General features: G+C 57.4%; 20 protein-coding genes and 1 other RNA gene. 8 read left to right on the top strand and 13 right to left on the bottom strand.

The genetic code is table 11. From position 1 onward, the window contains the following. Positions 1 to 31: 31 nt before the first annotated feature. From secY to O4G22_RS04805, 9 genes are all read right to left on the bottom strand, one after another. Entirely contained in the window at positions 32 to 1,534 is a 1,503-nt protein-coding gene (secY, locus tag O4G22_RS04845) for a preprotein translocase subunit SecY (RefSeq protein WP_046434435.1), read from the bottom strand. 140 nt (positions 1,535 to 1,674) lie between these two features. Then, the gene (gene rplO / locus O4G22_RS04840; protein WP_012419978.1) at positions 1,675 to 2,133 is read right to left on the bottom strand and encodes a 50S ribosomal protein L15; all 459 of its coding nucleotides are present in this window, start codon (positions 2,131 to 2,133) and stop codon (positions 1,675 to 1,677) included. Positions 2,134 to 2,195: 62 nt separating this feature from the next. Then, positions 2,196 to 2,858 carry a 30S ribosomal protein S5 gene (gene rpsE, locus O4G22_RS04835; RefSeq protein WP_031930630.1) on the bottom strand — a complete coding sequence of 221 codons (663 nt, stop codon included), beginning with the start codon at positions 2,856 to 2,858 and terminating at the stop codon, positions 2,196 to 2,198. Positions 2,859 to 2,874: 16 nt separating this feature from the next. Further along, positions 2,875 to 3,237, bottom strand: a complete 363-nt coding sequence (gene rplR, locus O4G22_RS04830; protein WP_046434433.1) for a 50S ribosomal protein L18 — start codon at positions 3,235 to 3,237, stop codon at positions 2,875 to 2,877. A 35-nt stretch (positions 3,238 to 3,272) separates the two neighbouring features. Continuing rightward, the gene (gene rplF / locus O4G22_RS04825; RefSeq protein ID WP_012419975.1) at positions 3,273 to 3,812 is read right to left on the bottom strand and encodes a 50S ribosomal protein L6; all 540 of its coding nucleotides are present in this window, start codon (positions 3,810 to 3,812) and stop codon (positions 3,273 to 3,275) included. A 21-nt stretch (positions 3,813 to 3,833) separates the two neighbouring features. Next, positions 3,834 to 4,235: a 30S ribosomal protein S8 gene (gene rpsH, locus O4G22_RS04820; protein ID WP_012419974.1), complete on the bottom strand. Its 402-nt coding sequence runs from the start codon at positions 4,233 to 4,235 to the stop codon at positions 3,834 to 3,836. A gap of 12 nt (positions 4,236 to 4,247) precedes the next feature. Beyond that, positions 4,248 to 4,829: a 50S ribosomal protein L5 gene (rplE, locus tag O4G22_RS04815; protein ID WP_012419973.1), complete on the bottom strand. Its 582-nt coding sequence runs from the start codon at positions 4,827 to 4,829 to the stop codon at positions 4,248 to 4,250. Positions 4,830 to 4,895: 66 nt separating this feature from the next. After that, complete coding sequence (rplX, locus tag O4G22_RS04810) at positions 4,896 to 5,123, bottom strand: 50S ribosomal protein L24 (protein ID WP_012419972.1); 228 nt, start codon at positions 5,121 to 5,123, stop codon at positions 4,896 to 4,898. Positions 5,124 to 5,347: 224 nt separating this feature from the next. Further along, entirely contained in the window at positions 5,348 to 6,232 is an 885-nt protein-coding gene (locus O4G22_RS04805; protein WP_094137217.1) for an NAD(+)/NADH kinase, read from the bottom strand. 120 nt (positions 6,233 to 6,352) lie between these two features. Between O4G22_RS04805 and O4G22_RS04800 the strand changes: the two genes are divergently transcribed. Genes O4G22_RS04800 through O4G22_RS04790 form a run of 3 tightly spaced genes read left to right on the top strand, consistent with a single transcriptional unit; the run spans position 6,353 to position 11,081 of the window. Next, entirely contained in the window at positions 6,353 to 6,874 is a 522-nt protein-coding gene (locus O4G22_RS04800; protein ID WP_306702298.1) for a septal ring lytic transglycosylase RlpA family protein, read from the top strand. 24 nt (positions 6,875 to 6,898) lie between these two features. Next, entirely contained in the window at positions 6,899 to 8,356 is a 1,458-nt protein-coding gene (locus O4G22_RS04795; protein ID WP_306702297.1) for a bifunctional metallophosphatase/5'-nucleotidase, read from the top strand. 37 nt (positions 8,357 to 8,393) lie between these two features. Beyond that, positions 8,394 to 11,081 (top strand): DEAD/DEAH box helicase, encoded by a 2,688-nt coding sequence (locus O4G22_RS04790; RefSeq protein WP_306702296.1) that lies wholly within the window; start codon positions 8,394 to 8,396, stop codon positions 11,079 to 11,081. 73 nt (positions 11,082 to 11,154) lie between these two features. On the opposite strand, the gene O4G22_RS04785 is transcribed toward O4G22_RS04790, so the two are convergent. Then, positions 11,155 to 12,576 carry a Gfo/Idh/MocA family protein gene (locus O4G22_RS04785; protein WP_297405329.1) on the bottom strand — a complete coding sequence of 474 codons (1,422 nt, stop codon included), beginning with the start codon at positions 12,574 to 12,576 and terminating at the stop codon, positions 11,155 to 11,157. A gap of 165 nt (positions 12,577 to 12,741) precedes the next feature. Here O4G22_RS04785 and O4G22_RS04780 point away from each other — a divergent pair, with 165 nt between their 5' ends. The 4 genes from O4G22_RS04780 to O4G22_RS04765 all read left to right on the top strand — a co-directional run bounded on the left by O4G22_RS04780 (position 12,742) and on the right by O4G22_RS04765 (position 17,718). Further along, a complete protein-coding gene (locus O4G22_RS04780) occupies positions 12,742 to 13,758 on the top strand; it encodes a hypothetical protein (protein WP_297405330.1) in 1,017 nt (338 codons plus the stop codon). A 51-nt stretch (positions 13,759 to 13,809) separates the two neighbouring features. Continuing rightward, positions 13,810 to 13,904: signal recognition particle sRNA small type (gene ffs, locus O4G22_RS04775), an RNA gene on the top strand. Positions 13,905 to 13,969: 65 nt separating this feature from the next. After that, complete coding sequence (locus O4G22_RS04770) at positions 13,970 to 15,184, top strand: bifunctional folylpolyglutamate synthase/dihydrofolate synthase (protein ID WP_297405331.1); 1,215 nt, start codon at positions 13,970 to 13,972, stop codon at positions 15,182 to 15,184. Between the two features lie 26 nt (positions 15,185 to 15,210). Further along, entirely contained in the window at positions 15,211 to 17,718 is a 2,508-nt protein-coding gene (locus O4G22_RS04765) for a U32 family peptidase (protein WP_306702295.1), read from the top strand. Positions 17,719 to 17,743: 25 nt separating this feature from the next. Here the strand turns inward: O4G22_RS04765 and O4G22_RS04760 are convergent, their stop codons facing one another. From O4G22_RS04760 to O4G22_RS04750, 3 genes are read right to left on the bottom strand one after another with little or no spacing between them, the layout of a single operon-like run. Beyond that, complete coding sequence (locus O4G22_RS04760) at positions 17,744 to 19,513, bottom strand: hypothetical protein (protein ID WP_297405333.1); 1,770 nt, start codon at positions 19,511 to 19,513, stop codon at positions 17,744 to 17,746. Positions 19,514 to 19,518: 5 nt separating this feature from the next. Next, positions 19,519 to 20,433 (bottom strand): hypothetical protein, encoded by a 915-nt coding sequence (locus O4G22_RS04755; protein WP_306702294.1) that lies wholly within the window; start codon positions 20,431 to 20,433, stop codon positions 19,519 to 19,521. 8 nt (positions 20,434 to 20,441) lie between these two features. Continuing rightward, positions 20,442 to 21,392: a hypothetical protein gene (locus O4G22_RS04750; RefSeq protein WP_306702293.1), complete on the bottom strand. Its 951-nt coding sequence runs from the start codon at positions 21,390 to 21,392 to the stop codon at positions 20,442 to 20,444. A gap of 188 nt (positions 21,393 to 21,580) precedes the next feature. Here O4G22_RS04750 and O4G22_RS04745 point away from each other — a divergent pair, with 188 nt between their 5' ends. Then, positions 21,581 to 23,902, top strand: coding sequence for a ribonuclease R family protein (locus O4G22_RS04745; RefSeq protein WP_306702292.1), 2,322 nt, complete (start codon positions 21,581 to 21,583; stop codon positions 23,900 to 23,902). The last annotated feature ends 151 nt before the right edge of the window (positions 23,903 to 24,053 follow it).

The following is a 24,053-nucleotide window of genomic DNA, read 5'->3' as shown; positions in this document are numbered from 1 at the left end:
TTTACTTTCAGTAAAAAAAGGGGGGGAGGGCTTACTGCATGGCGTTGTAGGCGATGGCTCCGGCCAGCACAAGCAGGGCGATCACAATCCACATGACGGTAACGGTGCGGCTGCCCGCGGCGGCGCCGGTACCCTGGATGTGCCCGTATTTGCCCTTGAGCTTGCCTTTCTTCAGGAAGCCGTCGTAATTGCGGGAAAGAAGAGTCGTTTCCACCTGGCGCATCATGTCAAGCAGTACGCCCACCAGAATGAGAAGGCTGGTGCCTCCAAAAAACTGGGTGACCAGGTAGGGGATATTGCCCCCGATATTCAGCAGGGAAGGCAGGAAGTAAATGAGGGTCAGGAATGCGGAACCGGCAAAGGTCAGCCTTTGCATGGTCTGGTCCAGGAAAAGGGCAGTGGGGGGGCCGGGACGGATGCCGGGAATATAGCCGCCGTTGCGCTTCAGGTCTTCCGCGATCTGGGAGGGCTGGAACATGGTCGCCACCCAGAAGTAGGAGAAGAAGAAGATCATGAGTCCGGAAATAATGTAATAGCCGGAAGAAGCGGGATTCAGCCAGTCATTCATCTTGGTCGCGATCCACTGCAGCGTAGTGTTGTAGTGGGCGATCTGGGAGAAGAGGACCTGCGGAAGGGAAAGGATGGCCGTAGCGAAAATGACGGGCATCACGCCGGAGTAGTTAAGCTTGAGAGGCAGGTACTGCGTGGCGCCGTTGAACATTTTATTGCCCATGACCCGTTTGGCGTACTGCACGGGAATGCGCCGCTGGGCCTGCGTCACCGTCACGACGAGCGCCACCACGACAATCAGGAAGGCAATCAGGGCCACGAGCAGCATGGCTCCCATGGGAACAACCGCGCCGTCCTTGTACACCAGGGTTTTCCAGGCCAGGGTGACTGCCCCCGGAAGGGCATGAATAATGTTGACGGAAATGATGAGGGAAACGCCGTTGCCGACGCCGCGTTCCGTAATCTGGTCGCCTATCCACATCAGGAACATGGTGCCCGCCACCATAATGAGCACCGTCATGAGGGCGAACTGGATGCCGGGGTCAATGACAAGCTGGCAATCCGCAGGAATGTTGAGACCCACGGCCTGCAGGCGTTCCGGATGTTCCAGCGTGCCGACCAGGAACCAGCCCTGCACAAGGGCAATGACGATGGCGATGGCGCGCGTCCACTTGGTCATTTTCTGACGGCCGCCTTCTTCCCGCACCATCTTGGCCCACTGGGGAACCACCGCGGAAAGGAGCTGGGTCATAATGGAAGCGGAAATGTAGGGCATGATGCCCAGAGCAAAAATGCCGCACTGCTGGAGGCCGCCGCCGGAGAAAATGGTCAGCACGGTAGCCAGACCCGCTCCGGGGCCGCTGGCGTTCGTGGAGGCTTCAATCACTTTCTGCAGCTCCATGACATCAATGCCCGGCAGGGGAATCTGTACCCCCAGGCGGACGACGACAATCATCGCCAGTGTGAACAAAATCCGGCGCCTGAGCTCCGGTACTTTCATGGAGTTTGCAAATGCGGATATCATGGTCCTGTAATATAAAAGTTGGCGCGCAGCTTGGCTTGCATGTCGCGGCGGTTTGCACCCGGGGCATCCATGGGAACCGCAACAGTAAACACAATGATGCGAACCGGGTCAAGCTGCATGACCCGGTTCGCCAAATGTGATTAGGCTTCGCTAAGCACGGTGACGGTGCCACCGGCCTGGGTCACCTTCTCGCGGGCGCTGGCGCTCACGAAGTCCACGACTACGTTCAGGTTCTTGGTCAGGGTGCCGTTGCCGAGAAGCTTCACGGCGTCGCAGGGACCTTGAACGAGCTTGGCTGCACGCAGGGTGTTTTCATCAACCGTAGCGCCGGCTTCAAACACGCGTTCAAGCTGGGAGAGGTTGACGATGAGGATTTTATCCTGGAAGCGGGTATTGTTGAACCCCTTCTTGGGCAGACGGCGGTGAAGGGGCATCTGGCCGCCTTCAAATCCCGGCCGGATCGTGCCGCCGGAACGGGCCTTCTGGCCTTTGTTGCCTTTGCCGCAGGTCTTGCCGAGACCGGAGCTTTCCCCGTTGCCGAGGCGCTTCTTGCGGTGCTTGGCTCCGGGATTGGGCTTAATCGTATGAAGCTGTAACATGTTATTTACAATGGTTGGATTTCGTGGAGGCGGCGGCGCCGGGCTGCCGCCTCCTGATCAGATTAGATGGCCTTTTCCTTCTTCTTGCCGCGGTCGGCAAGAACCTGGTCGCTCGTGCGCAGGGAAGCGAGAGCCTGCAGGGTTGCCTTCACCACGTTGGCGTGGTTGGAGGAACCGAGGGATTTGGCAACAATGTCACGTACGCCCGCTGCTTCCAGCACGGCACGGATGGTGTTGCCGGCAATCAGGCCGGTACCGGGGGAGGCGGGCTTCAGAAGCACCTTGCCGCCGCCGAATTCGGAGTAGACTTCATGCGGAATCGTGCCGTTGGCGATGGAGACTGGGCGAAGCTGGCGCTTGGCGGCTTCCGTAGCCTTGCGGATGGCGTCTGCCACTTCATTGGCCTTGCCGAAGCCGAAGCCTACGCGGCCTTCCATGTCTCCGCTCACGACGAGGGCGGAGAAGGAGAAGCGGCGGCCGCCCTTGACGACCTTGGCGCAACGGTTGATGAACACAACCTTTTCAGCGAGCTGGGGGCCTTCTTCCACGGGAGCTTCAGCCTGAGGGCCACGGCGTCCGTCACGACGGGGTCCGCGGGGTCCGCGGCCATTCTGGCCGTCACGGCGGGGTCCGCGGGGTCCGCGGCCGCCCGTTGCGGGTTGCTGCGCTTGAGCGGGAGCGGCGGCTTCCGTAGCAGGAGCAGTGTTTTCCGTTTCGTTATTCATTTAGGGAATCTTTCAATTAGAATTTCAAACCGGTTTCGCGGGCGGCATCGGCCAGGGCCTTCACCTTACCGCAGAACTTGAATCCACCGCGGTCGAAAACGACTTCAGTGACATTGGCAGCCTTCGCGCGTTCGCCGATCAGATTGCCCACCTTGGTAGCGGTAGCACAGTTGGCGAGTTTGGAAGGATCGGCGATGGAAGCATCGGCCGTGGAAGCGGAGCAGATAGTCTTGCCCACCGTATCGTCGATGATCTGGGCATAGACGTGGCGGTTGGAGAAATAGACAGCCAGGCGGGGACGGGAAGCCGTTCCGGAAACCTTTCTGCGGATGCGGCGGCGGACCTTGGCGCGGATGGCTTTGCGATTGATAGTACTCATCGTGTATAAATATGTTGTAATAGTTATTACCTGAATTACTTACCGACGCTCTTGCCTTCCTTGCGGCGGATAACTTCACCGACGAAACGCACACCCTTGCCCTTGTAGGGTTCCGGGGGATAGTACGCACGGACTTCAGCGGCAAACTGGCCCACGACCTGCTTGTCGATGCCTTCGACCGTCACTTTCGTGTTTTCGGTCACGGTTACCTTGAGGCCTTCCGGGATTACCTGGTTGATCGGATGGGATTTGCCCAGGTTCAGATCCAGGATGTTGCCCTTGACGGCGGCGCGGAAACCGACGCCGACGATTTCAAGGTTCTTGACGAAGCCTTCGGACACGCCGATGACCATGTTGTTCAACAGGGAACGGTTCGTACCGTGCAGGGCGCGAAGCTGACGGCTTTCGCCGGCGCGGTCAACGGAGAGCTGATTGCCTTCAACGGTAGCGGTGATGCCTTCCGGAAGCGTCCAGGAAAGCTTTCCTTTGGGGCCTTCCACCTGAACGGAAGAGCCGTTAACCTTTACCGTTACCTTGTCCGGCAATGTGATGGATTTTTTACCAACTCGGGACATATGTTTAGGAAATGTTAATGGTTACCATACAAGGGCGAGAAGTTCGCCGCCGATGCTCTGCTTGCGCGCCTGCGCACCGGTCATCACACCGCGGGAGGTGGAGACGATGGCAATGCCAAGCCCGCTGAGAACGCGGGGAATGTCCTCGGAAGAAACGTACTGGCGGCGGCCCGGCTTGGAGCTGCGCTTCACATCGGTAACGACCGGCTTGCCCTGCGGGGTAAACTTGATCTTCACCTTGATTTGCTTCTTGGAGCCTTCTCCGGTCACTTCATAGTTCCAGATGTAGCCTTCTTCCTGCAGAATCCGGGCGATTTCCACCTTGATGTTGGAGCAGGGAGCGGTAAATTCCTCGTTGCCGGCCAGGCTGGCGTTTTTCAGGCGGGTGAGGAAGTCGGAAATGGGATCACTTAATACGGCCATGGTAAGAAATAGTTAGGCGTTGGCGGTTTGGGTTTCTTCGGCCTTCTTCGGTTCGCGCATGGGGACGCCCAGGGCGCGAAGCAGGTCGCGGCCTTCATCGTCCGTAGGAGCGGAAGTCACGAAAATGATATCGAAGCCGATCTGACGCTTGATCTGGTCAAGTTCGATTTCGGGGAAGATGGACTGGTCGGAGATGCCGACGGCATAGTTCCCGTTGCCGTCAAAGGACTTGTAGGGAAGACCGCGGAAGTCGCGAATGTTCGGAGCCGTAATATTGATGAAGCGGTCCAGGAATTCCCACATGCGGGCGCCGCGCAGCGTTACGCGGGCTCCCAGAGGTTCGCCTTCACGCACCTTGAAGTTGGCCACGCTCTTGCGGGCATAGGTGACGGAGGGTTTTTGTCCGGTGATTTTGGCGATTTCATTAACGGCATCTTCCACGGCCTGCTTGCGGTCCGGGTGCTTGCCCATGCAGGAGGTGACAACAATCTTCTCCAGGCGGGGAATCTGATGCACGTTCTTGTATGCATGCTTCGCTTGAAGGCCGGGAACGACCTTTTCACGGTAGTATGTTTGCAGTGTTGGTGTACTCATTGTTTTAGCGGGTCAGCTCTTTATTAATGATTGATATGGCTTAAGCGCAGGGTCAGACCGGATGGCCTAGCCTACTTTTTTCACGTTGGAGATGTGAATCGGGCCGTTGATTTCCTGAATGCCGCCTTCCGGGTTCTGTTCGGTCGGGCGCACAGCCTTTTTCAGGGTGCGGGCGCCTTCTACGATGACAGTACCTTTGGAAGCATTCACGGCGAGAACGGTGCCGCGCTTGCCCTTGTGGTTACGTCCGGCGATGATTTCCACTTCATCACCTTTTTTCACGTGGGTCTTCATATATGACTATTTCTTACGCGTTTATGCGATTAAGATCTGCCACCCCCTTGGTGGCAGGGCAGGAAGAGTATGATAGGATAGGCCTTTTCGTCAAGCCCGCATCCTAAAAAAAATCGTTTTACCGCCCCTGCGCCAATGCGGAACGATGAACGAAGGACTGTTCCCGGATGCGGGAATTCCGCAGGGAGGGAACAGCCCGCCGGGAGCCGGGCTTCCGCGACGGTCTATTCATCATCGGAAGGAATCTCCGCCCCCTGCCAGCGCAGCTTGGCCCTCAGCAGGGCGCCGAAATTCTGCTTCCGGAGATGAACCAGGGAAAGCGTTTCCGGCGCCTTCCGGATTACCAGGCTTTCTCCCACTTCAATGGGATAGGCGGAACGGCCGTCCAGGGAATAGACCATGGAGTCAAAGCGGCCACGGCGCTCGCGGGGCCGCAGGCGTATGGTCATGGTGTCAGGAAGCACCACGGAACGATTGGTCAGGCTGTGCGGACAGATGGGGGTAACGCATACGACACGGGACATGGGCCAGACCAGAGGCCCCCCGGCGGAAAGGGAGTATGCCGTGGAGCCGGTGGGAGTGGAAACCAGAACGCCGTCCGCATGGTAGCGGTTCAGCAATTCCCCGTCTATCTCCGCATCCAGGTCCACCATCTTGCCGGACTGGGCGCGGATCAGGGAAACTTCATTCAAGGCCAGCTTGCGGGGAGGAGCCGCAACGCCGTCTTCCCCTGCCCGTACTACTTCAAGCATGGAACGTTCATCCGTCAGGTAGGAACCTTCCTGAAGAGCATACGCCAGAAGCGGCAGTTCCTGCACGGAACAGGTGGTCATGAATCCCAGCCGACCCAGGTTCACTCCCGCCAGGGGAACGCGGTGCATGGCCGCCAGGGAAGAGACGGTCAGCATGGTGCCGTCCCCTCCGAAGGTCACCAGCATGCCGCACCGCCCGATAGCCCGTTCCAGGGCATCCGGCGTTTCAATGACGCAGGAGCCCAGCCCGTGGCGGGAAAGTTCCCGGCGCATAATGCGCAACGCTTCCCCCAGTCCCGGTTTTTCCGCCAGCGCGACCAGGCCGATTACCTTGGAAGAATTCATGCGGGAGATCATACTGCATTTTTCCGGGCCGCTCAACTGGTAAACCGCGGCCGGGAAAAGATTGTTCCGCCCTTATTCTATTCCTTAAATTTCAATTCCTGTTCCTTTTTTGTTATACAGGATTATAAATATGTGTTAAATGTAGAAAGCGTGAAATGGCTCCTCTTCGTTCCGCTGCTTTTTCTGATGCCGGGCTGCTCCACCATGGAGAAGCGCCCTCAGAAAACAGAGCCGTCCGTTCAGGCGGCAGAGGCGCATGTTAAAAATGCGCCCTATCAGGTGCGGGGAAAAAGATATATTCCCATGAGCGTGGCGGATGCCCTGCAATATCATGAAACCGGCTATGCCTCCTGGTACGGCGGCAAAGCGCGCCGCCTGAAAACATCTTCCGGAGAGTACATCAATCCCCGGCGTTCCATGACGGCGGCCCATAAAACCCTGCCCATGCCGTGCAAGGTAAAAGTCACCTGCCTGGAAACCGGCAAGTCAATCGTCGTCAGGATCAACAACCGCGGGCCCTTTCACAGCAATCGCCTGATAGACCTCACCACCTCTGCTGCAAGCCGCATCGGCCTGCATAAACGCGGCGTGTCCAGGGTTCGTCTGGAAGTCATCTCCGTGGGCGACGGCCCGTATGAGGTTTTCGCCCGTTAATTCCATTTCATTACCTTCCCCTGCATGATTCCGCCCCGCATTGTTCTTGCCGCCCTGGCATGCCTGTGCCCGTTCTCTCTGGCCCAGGAGTTTGAACCGGATCCCAATAAAACGCTGATTATCATTTCTACCAGTGATATTCACGGCAATCTGGACAATTTCCCAAAACTGGCCACGCTGGTAAAACAATACCGCGCCAAGTATCCGCACGTGCTGCTGGTGGATTCAGGAGATTATTTCGTGGGTAATCCCTATGTGGACGACTGCGAAAAACGGGGCAAGCCCCTTACCATCCTGATGAATAAACTGGGGTATGACGTAGTGACCATCGGAAACCATGACCTGGACTACGGACAGGAGGCCCTGCGCGACCATATTGAGGGAATGCCTTCCACCAAATTTGTCATTACCAACGCCAATCTTTCCCCTACTCTGGAAACCTGTTTCTCTCCGTATGTCAGCATCCCGATTGAAGGCACGTCCGTTTCCGTAGGGTTCATAGGTCTGGCGGACCTTCAAACCACGGATGTGAGGAAGATGGCCGGCATCTCATGGACGCTGCCGGATGAAGAAGATTACAAGGGCATCACGGACAGGTTCCGGCTTCACCACAACACCATTAACGTCATCCTCAGCCATCTGGGATACGGTAAGGATCTGAAAATAATGAAATATTCGCCGAATATCGACGTCATTCTCGGAGGCCATACCCATGTCATGCTTCCCAGCGGTCATCTCAGAACAGGCACGCTGCTCAGCCACACAGGACATAGTTTGAGCCACGTAGGAGTTACGGAAATCATCTTCTCCACAGAAAAACCCGTTTCCGTCCTTTCCAAATCAACCAGGGCCGTTTCTTTGGACGCAGACATTCCCAACGATCCGGAAGCAGAGAAAATCGTCCGGGAATTTACCGTCAATCCGTCTTTCAACCATCAGGTAGGCGTCGCCGAAGAAGATATCACGCACGTTACCATAGGCACCCTTTTCTGCAAAGCCATTCAACAGGCTTCCCGTTCGGACATCGCCATTTATAACCGTAACGGCGTACGAACCAAAAACCATCTTGCCAAGGGACCCATTACCATCAGGAACGTTTACGAACTGGAACCCTTCCGGGAAAAGATCGTCACCTGCTCCATGAGCAAGGCGGACGTTGAACAACTGATCCTGTCCAAATTCATATCTCCGACCGATGACGAAGGAGGCATTCTGGAAGTTTACTGCTCCGGATTTTCCTACCAGATCATGGACGGTGTTACGCCCAGCATTACCAGCACGCTGAAAAACGGGGTCATTTACACTGTCGCCATGGGAGACTACTTGTGCAGCAATTTCATCTTTCCCCAGCGGGGAAACGGCAAACCGACGGGGATAGATGTCCGTAAAGCCCTGATTGATTACCTGAAACAAACCAAAAAGCTGCTCAATCCGCCGCCGTCCAAGCTGCCTATCATCAGAGATAAAACGTTCGCCCTTTGAACTACGGCCGCAAGCTCACGCTACATTCCCGCCAGCCATGCAGCCGGATCCCTATGATGCAGTACCGGAAGAGAAACGGAATATCAATGGTTTCCGCATCCTTCCCTCCGGCGCTCCGGTGACGGACACGCCGCCCCTCGACCGCCTGTTTGAAGAAGGAACCGGAAACGGACTGTATGCACTGGCCGTATCCAACTGGGAAACCGCCCCGGATCCGGGCGCGTTCTTTATCAAGAACATGGCGCGCCAGGCGCTTACCCGCATGGCGCACGCTGCCGCAGAAAGGCCGGATGAGGTAGATGCTGTTCTGGACCATCTTTTGGCCTCCGCCGCGGAAAAAGCCTCTCTGGCGGAACAATTCCCACCCATACCGGGCGCGGAATATGCTACGCCAGCTATCATTGCCGGATGGCTTGAAGACTTGCGAAAGGTAATAGCAAAGGAAATCCGCGCCCGAGGAATCACCCCCGCCGAATGGCTGAACGGCCTGGGCGCTCCCTGGAATCAGATAGGCAAGGTATTTTTCCACCTTGCGGAAAATCGGGATGACGCCACAGGAGCCCGCCCCTTTGCTTTCATGGCCACCTTTGCGCATCAAAGCGCTGCGGACAACCAGGTGCGCCACCTTCCCCTCTCCACCGCCCTGAAACTCCATGAAGGGAATCACACCGCCCTGCTGGCTGTGCTCCAGCCCTTGAAAGAAGCGGCACGGGAAAGTTCCCTGCTGAGGCGGCTGTTGAATAACGGGAAAATTTATACGCCGATGGCCTGGAGCGCTCCGGAAGCACGGGACTTTCTGCAGGATACGCCGACCTACGAACGCGCAGGCATCATTGTGCGCATGGTGAATCTATGGAAAAAGAACCCTCCCAAACTGCAGGTAAAAGTCACGGCGGATGCATCCGGAAGCGAAAAGACGGCCCATTCCTCCGGGCTTTCCGTCCGCAGTTTGCTGAATTTCTCCGTATCCGCCATTCTGGGAGGCAAAGACCTGACCCCGGAGGAACTGGGGGAACTGCTCAGCAACGGAGACGGCCTGATCCGCTTCAAGGGGGAATGGGTTCGCGTAGACGCCCGGAAAGTCCGGGATTTAATGGACCGGTGGACTAAAGCGGCATGTATGATGAGCTCCCTCGGCATCCCTTTGGTCCAGGGCCTGAGAATGCTGGTTAATGGCCCTTCCAGCCAGCTTGTACAGATTCCGGAACCGGATGAAGACTGCGTTATGGAACCGGGACAAAACCTCCGGCAGGCTCTGGACATCCTGACGGGGGAAACCCCTGCCCCCGTACCGGAGCTTCCTCCCCGGCTGGACGCACTGATGCGCCCTTACCAGAAAGAAGGGTTTTCTTTCCTTTACCGGATTACGGAACGGGGTTTCGGCGCATGCCTGGCGGATGATATGGGACTGGGGAAAACCCTTCAGGCTATCGCGTGGTTGGATGTCCTGCGGAGAAAAGGCCGGCTGGAGAACCTGCCGGCTCTGATTGTGGTTCCGGCCTCCCTCCTGTCCAACTGGAAGGAAGAAGCGCAACGCTTCGCTCCGGAACTTATGCTGTGCATCATGCACCCTTCCTCCCCGGACCCGTGGCAGCCGGAAAATACCCCGCGCCGGAAAGACTGCCACGCCGTCATCACCACGTATGGCATGGCCGCGCGCACGTCCGCGCTGGCCGACCTGCATTTTCCGGCCATCATTCTGGATGAAGCCCAGGCTATTAAAAACGCAGGCTCCGCCCGTTCCCGCGCCATCCGTTCCCTGCATGGGGAGCGACGCATAGCCCTGTCCGGCACACCGGTGGAAAACAACCTGAATGAACTCTGGAGCCTGATGGAATTTCTGAATCCGGGGCTGCTGGGCAGCAGAAAAAGCTTTGAATCCTTCACCCGTTCCCTGGAACACGGCTATGCTCCGCTGCGGCGCCTGGTACGCCCCTTCATCCTGCGCAGAATGAAAACGGACCAGGCGCTGGTTCCCGACCTGCCGGACAAAACGGAAATACCGGCCTATTGTTCCCTCACGCCGGAACAGGCCGCCCTTTACCAAACACAGATAGACATGCTGCATGCCGTACTGGACGAACCGGACCCGGCTGCCCGCTTGATGCTGATTTTACCCATTCTGGCACGCCTCAAGCAGATATGCAACCACCCCGCCCAGTTCCAGGGCACGGACGACTACGCGCCGGAACGTTCCGGAAAGTTCCGGCGTCTTCAGGAACTGTGCGCTTCCATTGCCGCCCGGCAGGAAAAAACCATTCTCTTTACCCAGTTCCGCTCCATCATTCCTCACCTGCACGATCTCCTGTCCGGAGTCTTCGGCCGTTCCGGGCTTACCCTGCACGGGGGAACGCCCATTCCGGAACGCCAGAACATCGTCACCGCCTTTCAAAAGGAATCCGGGCCTCCCTTCTGCATCCTGTCCCTGAAAGCCGCCGGCACCGGCCTGACGCTGACCCAGGCCTCCCACGTCATTCACGTGGACCGCTGGTGGAACCCCGCTGTGGAAAACCAGGCCACGGACCGGGCCTACCGCATCGGGCAGCACCGGAACGTACTTGTGCACCGCCTGATCTGCCGGGGCACCATTGAGGACCGCATTGACGCCATGCTGAAGAACAAGAGCCGCATGGCGGACGACCTGTTCTCCGGAGGCCCCGAACAATGGCTCCTGAAGATGAGCGCGGAAGAATTAAACAATCTGTTTTCCGGCAGTCCTTGCTGAGCACCCTGCGTAAGAACGGATTCTTTCCTGAACTCTCCGGAAGAGGACAGCGCCCCTTCATCCCCGGCGCCATTCATGAAACCACGGACAGAGGCGCGGTGGTTTTCCAGTCTCCGCGGGTGAAATCCGGAAATTCCACGGGGAGGCCGCCCTGGGCGATAGAACGGGCTGTCAACGGCAGCAGGGAAGACCAGGCGGCTCCTTCGTAAACGTTCTGATCCATCGGCTTTCCATTCCGGAGGCATTCCACGATGCGGGAAAGCATCACAAAGTCCATACCGCCGTGACCGCCCATTTTCGTGGCCAGCTCCCCGATGCGTTTCCAGAGGGGATGATCGTATTTTTCATAAATAGCGGCCAGTTTTTCCCTGCCTTCAATCCATTCATGATAATTGCCGTTGCCCAGCTTTTCACCCGCCACGCGGGTTGGGAAGCCGGCCAGCGTGCCCTCCGTTCCCTGGATCAGGTTGGCGCGGGAGTAAGGCCGGGGAGACGTCTCATCCAGCTGGACAAGAATGGTCCGCCCCAGCTGCGTCTTGACAACAGCCGTATTCATGTCACCGCAGATGAATGGGGTATTGTTCCAGCGGTGGTCGGCGGGAAGATGTTTTTTAGCGTAGGCATTGCGCCCGAGAGCAGGAGAAGCGAACGCCGCCACACGGCAGAAACGATCCTCTCTACGCTCCAAATTCATATATTGAGCCACCGGCCCCAACCCGTGGGTGGGGTACAGGTTGCCATTGATTCTGGTATGATATTCCGGCCGCCAGGCCCCTTCCCCGCGCGTGTCCCCCAGCTGCGTCACCAGGCAATGGATATACGCGGCCTCCCCGTGGAGCAGGTCGCCGATGACGCCCTGCCGGACCATGTTCAGGAACATGAGTTCATCCCGCCCATAGTTGACGTTTTCCATCATCATGCAATGTTTCCTGGTGGCCTCGCTGGTATCCACCAGATTCCAGAGTTCCTCCAGAGAGACGGCCAGAGGAACTTCCACAAAGGCGTGAGCGCCGTGCTTCATGCTGTCGCAGGCGATTCTGGCATGCGAACTCCAATCCGTACTGATAATGACGGCATCCGGTTGCAGCTCCTTCAGCATGGTCAGGTATTCCGTGTCGCCGCCGGAATAACCCAGAGGGCTTTTCCCCATTCTGGAAAGCACGCGGTCCACGCCGCGTCTCGTCAACTCTTCCTTCAAATCGCATATGCCCACGATTTCCACTCCATCCATCACGCACATTTGCGTCAAATGGGAGAACCCGCGCCCGCCCACGCCGATGAAAGCCAGCCTGATGCGATTCAGCCGGGGAGCCTTGAATCCACCCATGTATGTGGAACCGGAAGGCCTCGGAGCCACAGGGAAGGCTGATTTCCAGAGATGGTCTCCGGCAGGGATTTCCACAGCCTGCCCGGGGAGGGCATTTCCGGCGGCAGCCGCTCCGGCCGCAAGCCCCAGGGATTTGAGAAACTGTCTGCGTGATGGGAAAATAGACATGGCTTGAAAGTATGGCTTCAAGGAAAACTACGCCCCCTCCGGAGTGGATTTATCATCATTCTCCCTATTGAGGGAAAAAGCTCCGGATGGCTGATTTTAGGATTTGCAAAATCCGGCGGAACTCCCACTATGAGATTTGCTTCTGACTCTACCCTCCTTTCATTTATGCGTTACCTCCTTCTCATCCTGTTGCTCGCCGGGGGATACTACGGCTGGAATTATTATCAAAACGGCATCGCACCCAAGCATGAAGCTCTCAAAGCCATGGAGCAGGAACCGTGCCCGGAGCTGGATGCGGCCCAAGCCCGTTTTGATGAAGCCGCGGAACTTCACGAACAGCAGGCGGCGCGCCTCCAAAAAGCCATTCAACGGAAGGAAGAAGCCGTACGCAAGTACTGGGATTCCCGAACCAAGCAGACCGACCAGGGAAAAGACAGGAAAAAGGCGCCCTCCCCCGTGAACGGGAGGCCCAATGCCCGAAGCGCGGAAGCCCGAATAGCCTATCTGCTGGAACAATATGACCGCCGCGTTGCGGAAGTGGAAGAACTCAAAAGCAGGCGGAACGCCACCAGACAACAATTGGACAACGCCCGAAACCGGATTCAGGAACAAATACGTCAGGTGGAAACCCGTCTGGACATCAACCGCATCCAGCGCGCGGAGGCATCCAACAAGAAAAGCGGGGATTTTAAAGTGACGGAGAACCGGGCGGATCTGCTTCAACTTCAGGCCAGCCTTCCGCAGGAACTGGAGCGCATTACCAACCAGGGGGAAGCCGCTCTGCGAGACCAGACGGAAGCCTACGAAAAAGCCAAAAGGGAGCTGGGCCTGTTCCAAAACAACGTGGACAGACAAATCGCCAGCCTTCGGGACTCCATGAATTCCCCCCTGGCGGAAGATTATGATGAAACGGAAATACTTTCGGAAGACCCCGAATTCCGCGCGATGATCGCTCCTTATGACCAGGCCGTCAACCATGAGGAAACGATTGTCATGCGAACGGAGGCGGATGTAGAGGAACAGGCCAAAGCCCTGCACGGGCTGCAACGCGTCAGAGACGCGAAAATCGAAGAAGAGCGCAGCCGGCTCAGACAGGAAGAAGAGATTTTTTTCACGGTGGCGGCCGTCATCGGCGTAATGTTGCTGATCTCCATTCTGCTCTCTTTCGCCAGAAGGAGATGATGTCTTTGAAGGTTGACACTGCACTGCAAACCTAGTTTACTGGGTGGGCCGCCGGGAACCCCGTGGAGGCACGACTGGCAAACCCCGCCAGGACCGAGAGGTAGCAACGGTAGCTTGTTCGTGTTTGCCGCGTCTGTTCCCGGCGGTATTTTATGGCTCTCCCCGCCATACCGGAGTTGAACGGGAGTTTTCCCGTGGTAAAATACCGCCCATGAACGTATCCGCCGCCCTTGACTGGCTCTTTTCCACCCAATTTTTCGGGATCAAGCTGGGGCTTGACAACACAGAAAAACTGTTGGCGGCAGCCGGGGCGGACCATATCAGCGCCACCGTGGTCCATGTGGCCGGCACCAATGGTAAAGGCTCCACCTGCGCCATGATTGAAGCCCTGGCCAGGGCGCAGGGTTATGTAACGGGCCTGTTCACATCCCCCCATCTGGTAGATTTTTCTGAACGCATCCGCGTCAATGGGAACATGATTGCTCCGGATGCCCTGGCGGAGGAAATTTCCTTCCTGAAACAACTGGCGGAAGGCTGGGAACAGCCGCCCACTTTTTTTGAGCTGGCTCTGGCCGTCGCCCTGCGCCACTTCCGTAAAAACAACGTGAACTTCATCATTCTGGAAACAGGGCTGGGCGGAAGACTGGACGCCACTAACGCCGTGCCCAAGGATATCGCCGTACTGGCCCCCATCGGTTTGGACCACCAGCAGTATCTGGGAGACACCCTGGAAGAGATCGCCGCGGAAAAAGCGGCCATCATCGCCCCCGGCAAACCGTCCGCAACCGCCGTGCAGCACCCGGACGTCATGGCCGTCATTGAACGGACGGCGCGGAACCGCCGTTCTCCCCTCACGATTGCCCGGGCGGACCGGAACACGCCCCGCCCATCCCTGCCCGGAGCCCATCAGCGGGAAAACGCAGCCCTGGCGCTGGAAACCATGAGGCAACTCCATGCCCTTCCCTCCCCTGCCGCAGCCGCCGCTGCCCTGGACAAAGTACAGTGGCCCGGACGGTTCGAACGCCTTGAGACGCCCCCTCTGGTACTGGACGGAGCTCATAACGAACATGCGGCGCGCGTGCTCGCGGCCACGTGGAAAGAGGAATTCCCGGGACGGAAGGCGGCGCTGGTTTTTGCCGCATCCGCAGACAAGCATATCCGGGAAATGATTCCGGTTTTGCGGGAAATTGCCGGAGAATGGCACCTGGTTCCCTGCACTTCCCCCCGCATCATGCCGGCGGAAGAAATGGCTGCCCTGCTGGCCGGGCAGGAAACCGGCCCCGTTTTCATTCATTCCACGCTTCCGGACGGGCTGCAGGCGGCGCTGGCTTCCCCGTTCCCCGCTCTGGCGGCAGGTTCCCTGTTCCTTCTGGGAGATTTGAAAGCATTGCTCTGCCATGCGGAAAAACGCAGCACCGCCCAATAACCCCGACAGCCTCTTTGCCTTTCCCCGTGACTTCCGACGACATGACCCTTTCCGCCCTCCGGCCCGGAGACCTGCGTCCCGAACTGCTGGCTCCCGCCGGGGACATGGACTGCGCCCGCGCCGCCGTAGCCAATGGCGCAGACGCCATTTATTTCGGTCTGGACCGTTTCAACGCCCGTCTGCGCGCAAACAACTTCACGCTGGATTCCCTTCCGGAGCTGATGCGTTTCCTTCACGCGCACGGCGTGAGGGGGTACGTAACCATGAATACGCTCATTTTCACCTCCGAGCTGGCGGACACCCTCTCCTACCTGGGCCACCTGAATGCCGCCGGCGCGGACGGAGTCATCGTACAGGACATTGGACTTGCCCGCTGCCTGACGGAATGGGGAAGGCAGGTTCCCGACATGAAGCTGGAACTGCACGCCTCCACCCAGATGACGCTTTCCTCTCCGGACGGGCTGGAATTCGCCTCCGGATTCCTGGACCTGAAGCAGGCCGTCCTGGCCCGGGAACTGAGCCTGAAGGAAATCGGGCAATGCGTACGGCATACGGACATACCCCTGGAAGTATTTGTTCACGGGGCGCTCTGCGTGGCCTACTCCGGCCAATGCCTTACATCGGAAAGCCTAGGCCAGCGCAGCGCCAACAGGGGGGAATGCGCGCAGGCCTGCCGCTTGCCCTATTCCCTGGTTGTAGACGGCAAAGCCGTTCCCCTGGGAGAACGGCGCTACCTGCTCAGCCCCCAGGACCTGTGCGCCATTGACCGCATCCCGGACCTGGTCCGCATGGGTGTAAAAAGCTATAAGATAGAGGGTCGCCTGAAAAGCCCGGAATACGTTGCGGCGGTGACGGCGGCCTATAGAAAAGCCCTGGACGCCGCCTGCGCTGGAATACCTGTGGATGAAATGGTGACCGTACGCGACCGCTACGCACTGCAAATGGTATTTTCACGCGGCTTCTCCACAGGCTGGCTGGACGGAACGGACCACCCGCGTCTGACCCACGGCCGCTACGGTAAAAAGAGGGGCGCTTATGCAGGCGTCATCATGAACAGCGGTCAGGGCTGGCTGGATATCAGACCGGAAGGAGGCATTCCGCTCGCGCCCGGTGACGGCTTCGTCATTGATGCAGGGGAAGACCGCAATGAAGAACAGGGCGGTCGTATCTGGAAAGTGCAGAGAAACCGCCTTTTCTTCCATGGAAAAGCATCCCGCATTGACTGGAGCAGGGTCAGGCCGGGGCAGAAGCTCTGGAAAACGGATGATCCGGCCCTGAACGCGGAGTTGAAAAAAATGCGGGAACACCTGCCGGAAGCCTCCGTACCCCTCCATTTGACATGCACCGGATCCGCCGGGGAGCCTCTGACAGTTTCCTGCCCGGAATACGGGTGTTCCGTGCAGTCCGCACAGCCCCTGCAAACGGCGGAAAAACGTCCGCTGACTCCTGAAGCGCTGAAACAGCAGCTTGGCAGACTGGGAGGAACGGGGTTCCGCCTGGCTTCCTGCGAATGCCGGCTGCCGAACGGGTTGATGCTCCCGCTCAGCATCCTCAACCAGGCAAGGCGCGCCCTCGTGGAACAAATTCAAACGGTCCGGCAGGAGAGGGAAGCCCCCGTTCCCTCCCGTCTTTCCGCGGCTTTCACCCCTTCCGCGCTTCCGGCGGGGGCGGCAACTCCGGACGCACCTCCGCACCTGTCTGTGCTGTGCCGCAGGCCGGAACAGATACCTTCCGTTCTGGATGCCGGGGCGGATGCCGTTTATCTGGACTTTGAAGACCTCCGGGACTATGCGGCGGGAGTGAAAGCGGTTCGGCAGCACGCGGACAGCATCCCCGTCTTTCTGGCGACGCCCCGCATCCAGAAGCCGTCTGAAACCGGTTACTTTAAGCTCATGGAACGGGCGGAGCCGGACGGCATCCTCATCCGCAACCTGGGCGCGGCGCAATACTTCCGCCATTCCCCCCTGCGCCGCATTGGGGATTTTTCCCTGAATGTCGCCAATCCGTATAGCGCGGCTATCCTGAAAGAACGGGGGAGACTGGAATATCTCACCCTCTCTTACGACCTGAACGCGGAACAGGTGGCGGACCTGCTCCGCGCCGCGCCGCCGGAATGGTTTGAACTGACTCTGCATCAGCATATGCCCATGTTTCACATGGAGCATTGCGTGTTCTGCACCTTCCTGTCGGACGGCACCAGTTATAAGAATTGCGGACGCCCCTGCGAACGGCATCATGTGCAGCTGCGTGACCGCGTAGGCCAGCTTCATCCCCTGCTGGCGGACGCCGGGTGCCGGAACACGCTGTTCAACGGACGCGCTCAGACGGGAGCCGGCTTCCTCCGGGGCTTCCGCCGCCTGGGTCTTTCCCGCTTCCGTCTGGAACTGCTGGATGATCCCCCGGAAAAAATACGCCTTCTGGTGTCCCGCTACCGGGAATTGCTGGACGGCTCCTGCACGGCGGCCCGGCTCATCCGGGAACTGGATGTCGCGGAACAGCTCGGCACCACGGAAGGTACGCTCCGGCCCAGATAATGTCCCTTTGAACAATGGTCAATCCCTATTCGGATTCCCGGTTTTGACCATACATGTTCAATATTTTATCATTCTTTAAAAGGATACCCATTTTTCTACCCATGCCGGCCATCTCCTTTTTCACCTGGTCGCTGGTAATGCCTTTTAAATGGTCCTGCACAAATTCATGCGCCTGCATCATATATTTCTCATCATTCCACATGATGAGAAACCGGCGGTAGCTTTTCATCATTTTAATGAAAATTTTTTCCTTGCCGGTCAAAGCCAGCAACGCCTGTTGAAAAGCTTTGCTGGTTTTGCTCTTCATTTTGGAATTCCATTTGATATTTTTTGATTTTTCCAGCCACAAATTTAAGAAATTACCGGTAGTCCCTTCCTTGTAAACAGCATGGAGTTTAACCTCAGGGCAGTCGGCAATCAGCTTTTTCCAAAATTGCCGGATGAAAAGTTCCTCTGCTTCGGGCGTACTGTCCGGGCTGACCCCGCAGGCGTATAATTCATAGGGATTCACCTTTTCAGGGTTAATCTTCAAAACATGACCCGCCACGTAATCAATCAGGTTATGTTCACGGGGCATCGCCTTGCTGAACTGAATGAGGTACTCCAGCTTCTTCTTATCGCCCGCACCTCCCGCCTTGATGCCCAAATAACGCGCCCAGGCCGGATAATTGTAAGGATTGGCCCGGCACGCCTCCTGAAGCAGCAGTTCCACATGCTGCGGATTCCGGGAATAAAAAGATAAATCGTACATCAAGGAAGATTCACGGGCCTGGGGGCCCTGCCAGAAAGCGCAGAGGGCGGAGATAATCTGCACGGGGCCTTTCCACGGCAGTTTATTTCCACCATTGGCCCAGTTCCATCCTCCAATGTTGTTGCCGATCAGCCATTGCCCTTTGGGGTGCTTCCAAATAAAAGCGCAATGCCCCGGCTGCCCGATGGGGTACGCCGGGACGCCTTTGGCTCTTAAAAAACCCGCGGCCCCCTTGGAAACGGCTCCGCACACGCCTCCATATTCCGTATAAAGCTGAAGAGTGATGGGCTTGTTATCGTAAAACGCGGCCCCGGCATGGACGCTGATTCCTCTGTGATTCTTTTTACGGTAGGGAATAAATCCGGTAAATTTACCCCCTGCCTGCTCGGGTTTGATATTTTTCCCTTCAATAAATTGCTGGGCCCATGCCAGATCTTCCAGACTCTCTTTTCCTCTCAGAACCACGGCCCATTCCCACGGTTCAAGGCTGTCGGCCTGCGGATAACACCTGCCATGATGATGGGAATCATGGTAAAATCCATACTTGGCTATACATTCCTCTGCCGTGAAAACATCGGCGATGAGACAGGCCCCCAGGGCGATGTTAAGGTCAACTCCGCACAAGTCCCTATCTGCGCTATTCCACAGACGGTAAAGAATAGCCAGGCTGCTCTGCTGAGCATACCCTGCATGGGCCAGTTTCCGGAAAGCTTCCGGATGGGAGACAAGCCACCTGGTAAACGTCCGGTCCCGGAGCTCTCTTGTTGAAAACGCCTTTTCCTGGCTGGCATAACGGAAAAATTGTCCGATATGGCACAGTTGCTCCAATTCCGGATGATGTACTATCCGCCGGATTTTTTCCGGTGAAAGAGTACCGGAATCAAGATGTTTCCGGAGTTGATTCCGTACGCCGTCAATGATGACTGAAGAATAATCCGCCCTCAGCAAACTCTCCACGGCGGCGGCATCCCGGGCCCGGGAAACGCCAGATACCAGTAACAGGACGCAGCACAACAGCATTCTCAGCAGAATATTCGCGGCCATGGCGGCTAATCCTCCTTCCCGAGTTTTCTGTGTTCCCGGAGCATCCCGGGAGAGTACAGGAATTGAACTCTCTTTCTCATGCCTCCGGTCCTCTCCAGAAACTCCACCAGCTCCCGGTCCGTCTTGTAGCCGCATTCCCTCAGCCTTTCCAGCGCGCGGCCCCTATTCCCGGGGTGAAGCTTCAGAACGATATTCAACAGGATACCCTCGCTGTTCTCAATATACCAGCGGAAGGACTGCCGGAGGCGGACCAGCTCGTCCACGTTCCGCTCGTACAAGATCTTCCTGCGCCGTTCCTCTTCCGCACCGCAGGCGGCGAGGTTTTTCGTCTCCCAGTAGCGCCAGAAGGGCAGCGTGTCGACCGGCCTCACGGGATGGAACTTCCCGTGCTCCTCCTCCAGGCCGGCGATGTAGCGGTAAACGGCGGAGCCTTGGAGAATCATCCGCCTGAGGTATTCGAACTTCGCCTCCAGACAAAACCTCGCGAGCTCTTTTCCATGTTTTATTTTTTTGTTGTCTTGAATATATTTGCAGATTTTAGAAAAATTAATCCCAGCCTTAAATTTGGTTTCCAGCTCACCTCCGTTGATCCAGATGGAAAAGTTGTCCAGCCGGTAGTCCTGATAGGGGGCCTTGACGACCATGTTGTTGATGAACAGGGCGTTTTCCAGCTCCTCCGGGGTCATTCCGCCGTCCTCGTCAAACAGCTCCCTGTTGAGCACGGGCAGCGCCTGCTGGTAAAAGTCGCCCAGCTTTCCCTGGTCCAGCAGGTCTTTCAGATGCCGCGCGTCCCCGCTAAGCCGTTCAATCTGGATGTCCATGAAGGAGGGCAAATCGTCGTACACAGAGGCTTCATCCGCGCGGCTCTCGACGGAAAAGAAAAGAAACACGGAAAGACAGAGGGAAAGGTAATAGTTCATAAAGAAAATCAGTTGCTTGTTGCGGTGACGATGCCCGGGTCATTTTTGTTCAATCCCTTGAACTTCTGGATCCGGTAGTGCACCGTTCCCGTATCGGGATCGCGCCTGATGGAGAAAACCTGATCCGTGTTGAAATCCCAGAGCACTTTTTCTTTCGTGTACCTGCCGCCTTGGGGTTTATCCGTGCATCCGAATATCTGCCAGCGGCACTTCCACGTCCAGCCGATGGAACCCGAGAACGCGTCAATGAGCGCCGGCGGATACAGGCAGTTGGTGCTGTCATAGACTTCATTGGTGACGGAAACCCGTGCGGGCTCCAGCAAAGGCGCATGCTCACTGACCAGGGGATGGTCCGGAAGAGGGTCGGGATCATAACCGGCATGCAGCTCCAGGGAGTAAAGATTGGTGAAGCTGACGTTCAAGGGATACACGCGCAGGATGCGGAGGGCGCTCAGCCCCACGGTGCATCCCACCTTGGCCGCTTCTTCCTCCGCCTGCCGGAAAGGGCTCTCCGCCCCCGCGTACATCAGCCCCTGGGGCGGGATGAGGGTGAATTCCACCATCTGCTCCACTCCGTCCACCTCAGCCTTCACCTTGAGCGTCTGACGCGTTTTGGCCAGGGTATTGATATCGACGGTAGCTTGATCCGGTTTATCATTATCAATTGCAAGTTTGAAATATTCCACTCCTTCCACGGCGGACCAGTCACACCGGGTGCCTTCGGGAAGCTCTTTGCCGTCCAGCGTGGCGGTCAGGGCGATGTATTCCCGGAGGGTGACGGTTGTTCTTTCTCTGTTGCTTTTGTCTATCTCCTCTTGGGGAGGGTTGCGATCGGGATACCTGAAATATACTTCCGCCGCGCAGAACTGGGTTTTATGCCGTATTTCAACGCCCTTGGACGCCAGCGCGTTGAACACCAGGAAACAGCAGGCCAAAAACGGGAAAATAAATGTTTTCATAAAAAACGACCAAACATCGTTAAATCCAAAAAACAAATCATTGTCAATACATATACCACATAGTTAAAAAAATCCCTAGACGGACTGCGGACATGCTCCGTACAACGGCATGCCCGGCAGCTGGCCAAAAACCACTGACGAACGCGGCATGCACCGCCCGCGCCTTGAAGCGGCGCGCAAACCGCCCTATGATGGCTCTCATGGGAATGGGAGACACCTTTTCCCGGAACTTCCGCAAAATGAATCATTCCCTCAAAGACCGCCTGATCCGTCACATGGAAGACGGACGTTACGAACCCCAGAGCAAATCCGAACTGACCCGCGCCCTGAACGTGGATTCCCGGCAGAAGCTGTATTTCCGCGCCCTGGTGGACCAGATGGAGGAGGAGGGAAAACTCGTGCGGCTGCAAAAGGGCAGATACGCTTTAAAGCGGGAACGCCGGAACCTAGTGCATGGCATGATCCGCATCCTGCGCTCCGGCAAGATTCTTTTTCTCCCCAGAAAAGGGGACCCCGCCGCTGCGGCCCTGGGATGGGACACGGAAGCCATTCCGGAGCTGGAACTTAAACCCAACCATCTGGGCAATGCCCTGGACGGGGACCGGGTGGCCGTGCGCGTGGAACGCAAGACGGCCAAGGGCCGGAGGAATATCCGCAGGGACCGCTTTTCTTCCCTGGATGCCGGCATGAAAGCCCGCGTGGAGGAAGTGACGGAACGCGCGCACTCCCGCTGGCTTGGCGTCTTCCGCACCGGAAAGAACAAGCTGGGCCGCGTGCTGGGAGACGGCGTAAGCTCTCCGTCATCCATTGAACTGGCGGAAAAACCCGCCATGGAGGTGCTTCCCGGCCAACTGGTTTCCGTGGAGCCCGTACCCTGCGGTGAGGAAAAGAAAGCCCCGCGCGGGAAAATCGTGGAGGTGCTCGGCTATCCGGACGAACCCCACGTGGACATGGAAGCCGTTATCAGAAAATATGGCCTTTCCACGGAATTCCCCGCCTCCGTGCTCCGGGAACTGGAAACGCTGCCTCAAAACCCTTCCCCCGAGGAACTCGCCCGCCGGGAAGACTGGACGGACCGGACCGTCATCACCATTGACCCGGCAAGCGCCAGGGATTTTGACGACGCCATTTCCATCACGGCCACTCCGTCCGGCTGGACGCTGGCCGTTCACATTGCGGACGTCTCCCATTTCGTCAGGCCCGGCGGCGCGTTGGATGGGGAAGCCCTGCGCCGCGGCAATTCCACGTACCTGCCGGACCGCGTCCTTCCGATGCTCCCTCCCCGCCTTTCCGACGATTTGTGCAGCCTGCGGCCGGATGTCGTGCGCCTGACAAAAGTATGCGAAATGAAATTTGATCAAAAGGGGAAGATGCTCCGTACACGCTTTGCGGACGCTTTCATCCGCAGCAAGGCGCGCCTGACCTATCAGGAGGCCTTCGCCATGCTGAAAGGAAACAACAAGGGGGAAGTTCCCTCCACGGTGCGGGAAGCCTGGAATCTGGCCTCCATCCTGCGCCGCAACCGCTACGCCAAGGGAGCCCTGGATCTGGACTTCCCGGAAGTGAGAGCCGTTATGGACAAGGACGGCCGCGTGACGGGCATCATCACGGAAGAATACGATGAAAGCCATCAGCTTATTGAGGAGTGCATGCTGGCCGCCAACGAGGCCGTGGCCCTGGCTCTGAAAAACGGGAACCGTCCCACCATCTACCGTGTTCACGAAGAACCGGATTCCTCCAAACTGTTTGAATTCGGCCAGCTGTGCAAACTGTACGGGCATCCCGTCCACGATATCGGACAACGCCAGTACCTGAATGAACTGATGAAGTCCATCAAGGATTCCCCGGACGAGCAATTGCTTAAACTGGCGCTCCTGAAAAGCCTGATGAGGGCCAGGTACGACACGGAACCCCTGGGCCACTACGGCCTGGCCACTCCCAATTACTGCCATTTTACCAGCCCCATCCGCCGTTACGCGGACCTGGTGGTTCACCGCTCCCTGAATCCCCTGCTGTCCAATCCTCCCAAAGGAGCCAAAGGAGCAGGCAGTGCAGGCAGGCTGGAGGAAGACGCGGAACACATTTCAGAGACGGAACGCATTTCCGCCAGCGCGGAAAAGGACGCGAACCGGATGAAACTCTTCGAATGGCTGGAAGGTCAGTGCTACACGGATCATCCGGAAGTGCACGAAGCTCTGGTTACGGAAACGCGCCACTTCGGCGTGCTGCTGGAAATCCCGCGCCTCCAGATTAAGGGGCTGGTCAAGCCGGACAAACTTCCCGGCGGCCGTTGGGTGTATGAGGCGTTTGCCAGCCGCTGGAAAAACGACCATGGTTCCGTGCTGTGCGCGGGGCTGCGCGTTCCCGTCATTCCCGTGAAAGTGGACAGGGAGCAGCAGTGGGCGGATTTCGCCATCGTCTCACGGAAGAAACCGCGGCAAACGGAAAAAACGGCCTTCCCCGCCAAACAGGAGAAGCGCACATCCGGCCGCGGGCGGCGGAACCGCTGACGGCAGATGCCCGCATTTGGAAACAACCTCATACGGATGCTGAATCCGAACTTTCCTGCAGAAATTCTCTTGAAGTAAATTGTATTTTTCATATATAGAAAAATTGTTGTTTACTTGTGAACTCGACCTCACGCCTATGAATTCAGGACGC

This window comes from Akkermansia muciniphila, assembly GCF_030848305.1.
GTDB classification, from domain to species: Bacteria; Verrucomicrobiota; Verrucomicrobiia; order Verrucomicrobiales; family Akkermansiaceae; genus Akkermansia; species Akkermansia muciniphila_A.
Note: the sequence above shows the minus strand (reverse complement) of the source record. Positions and strands in the feature narration are given on the sequence as shown.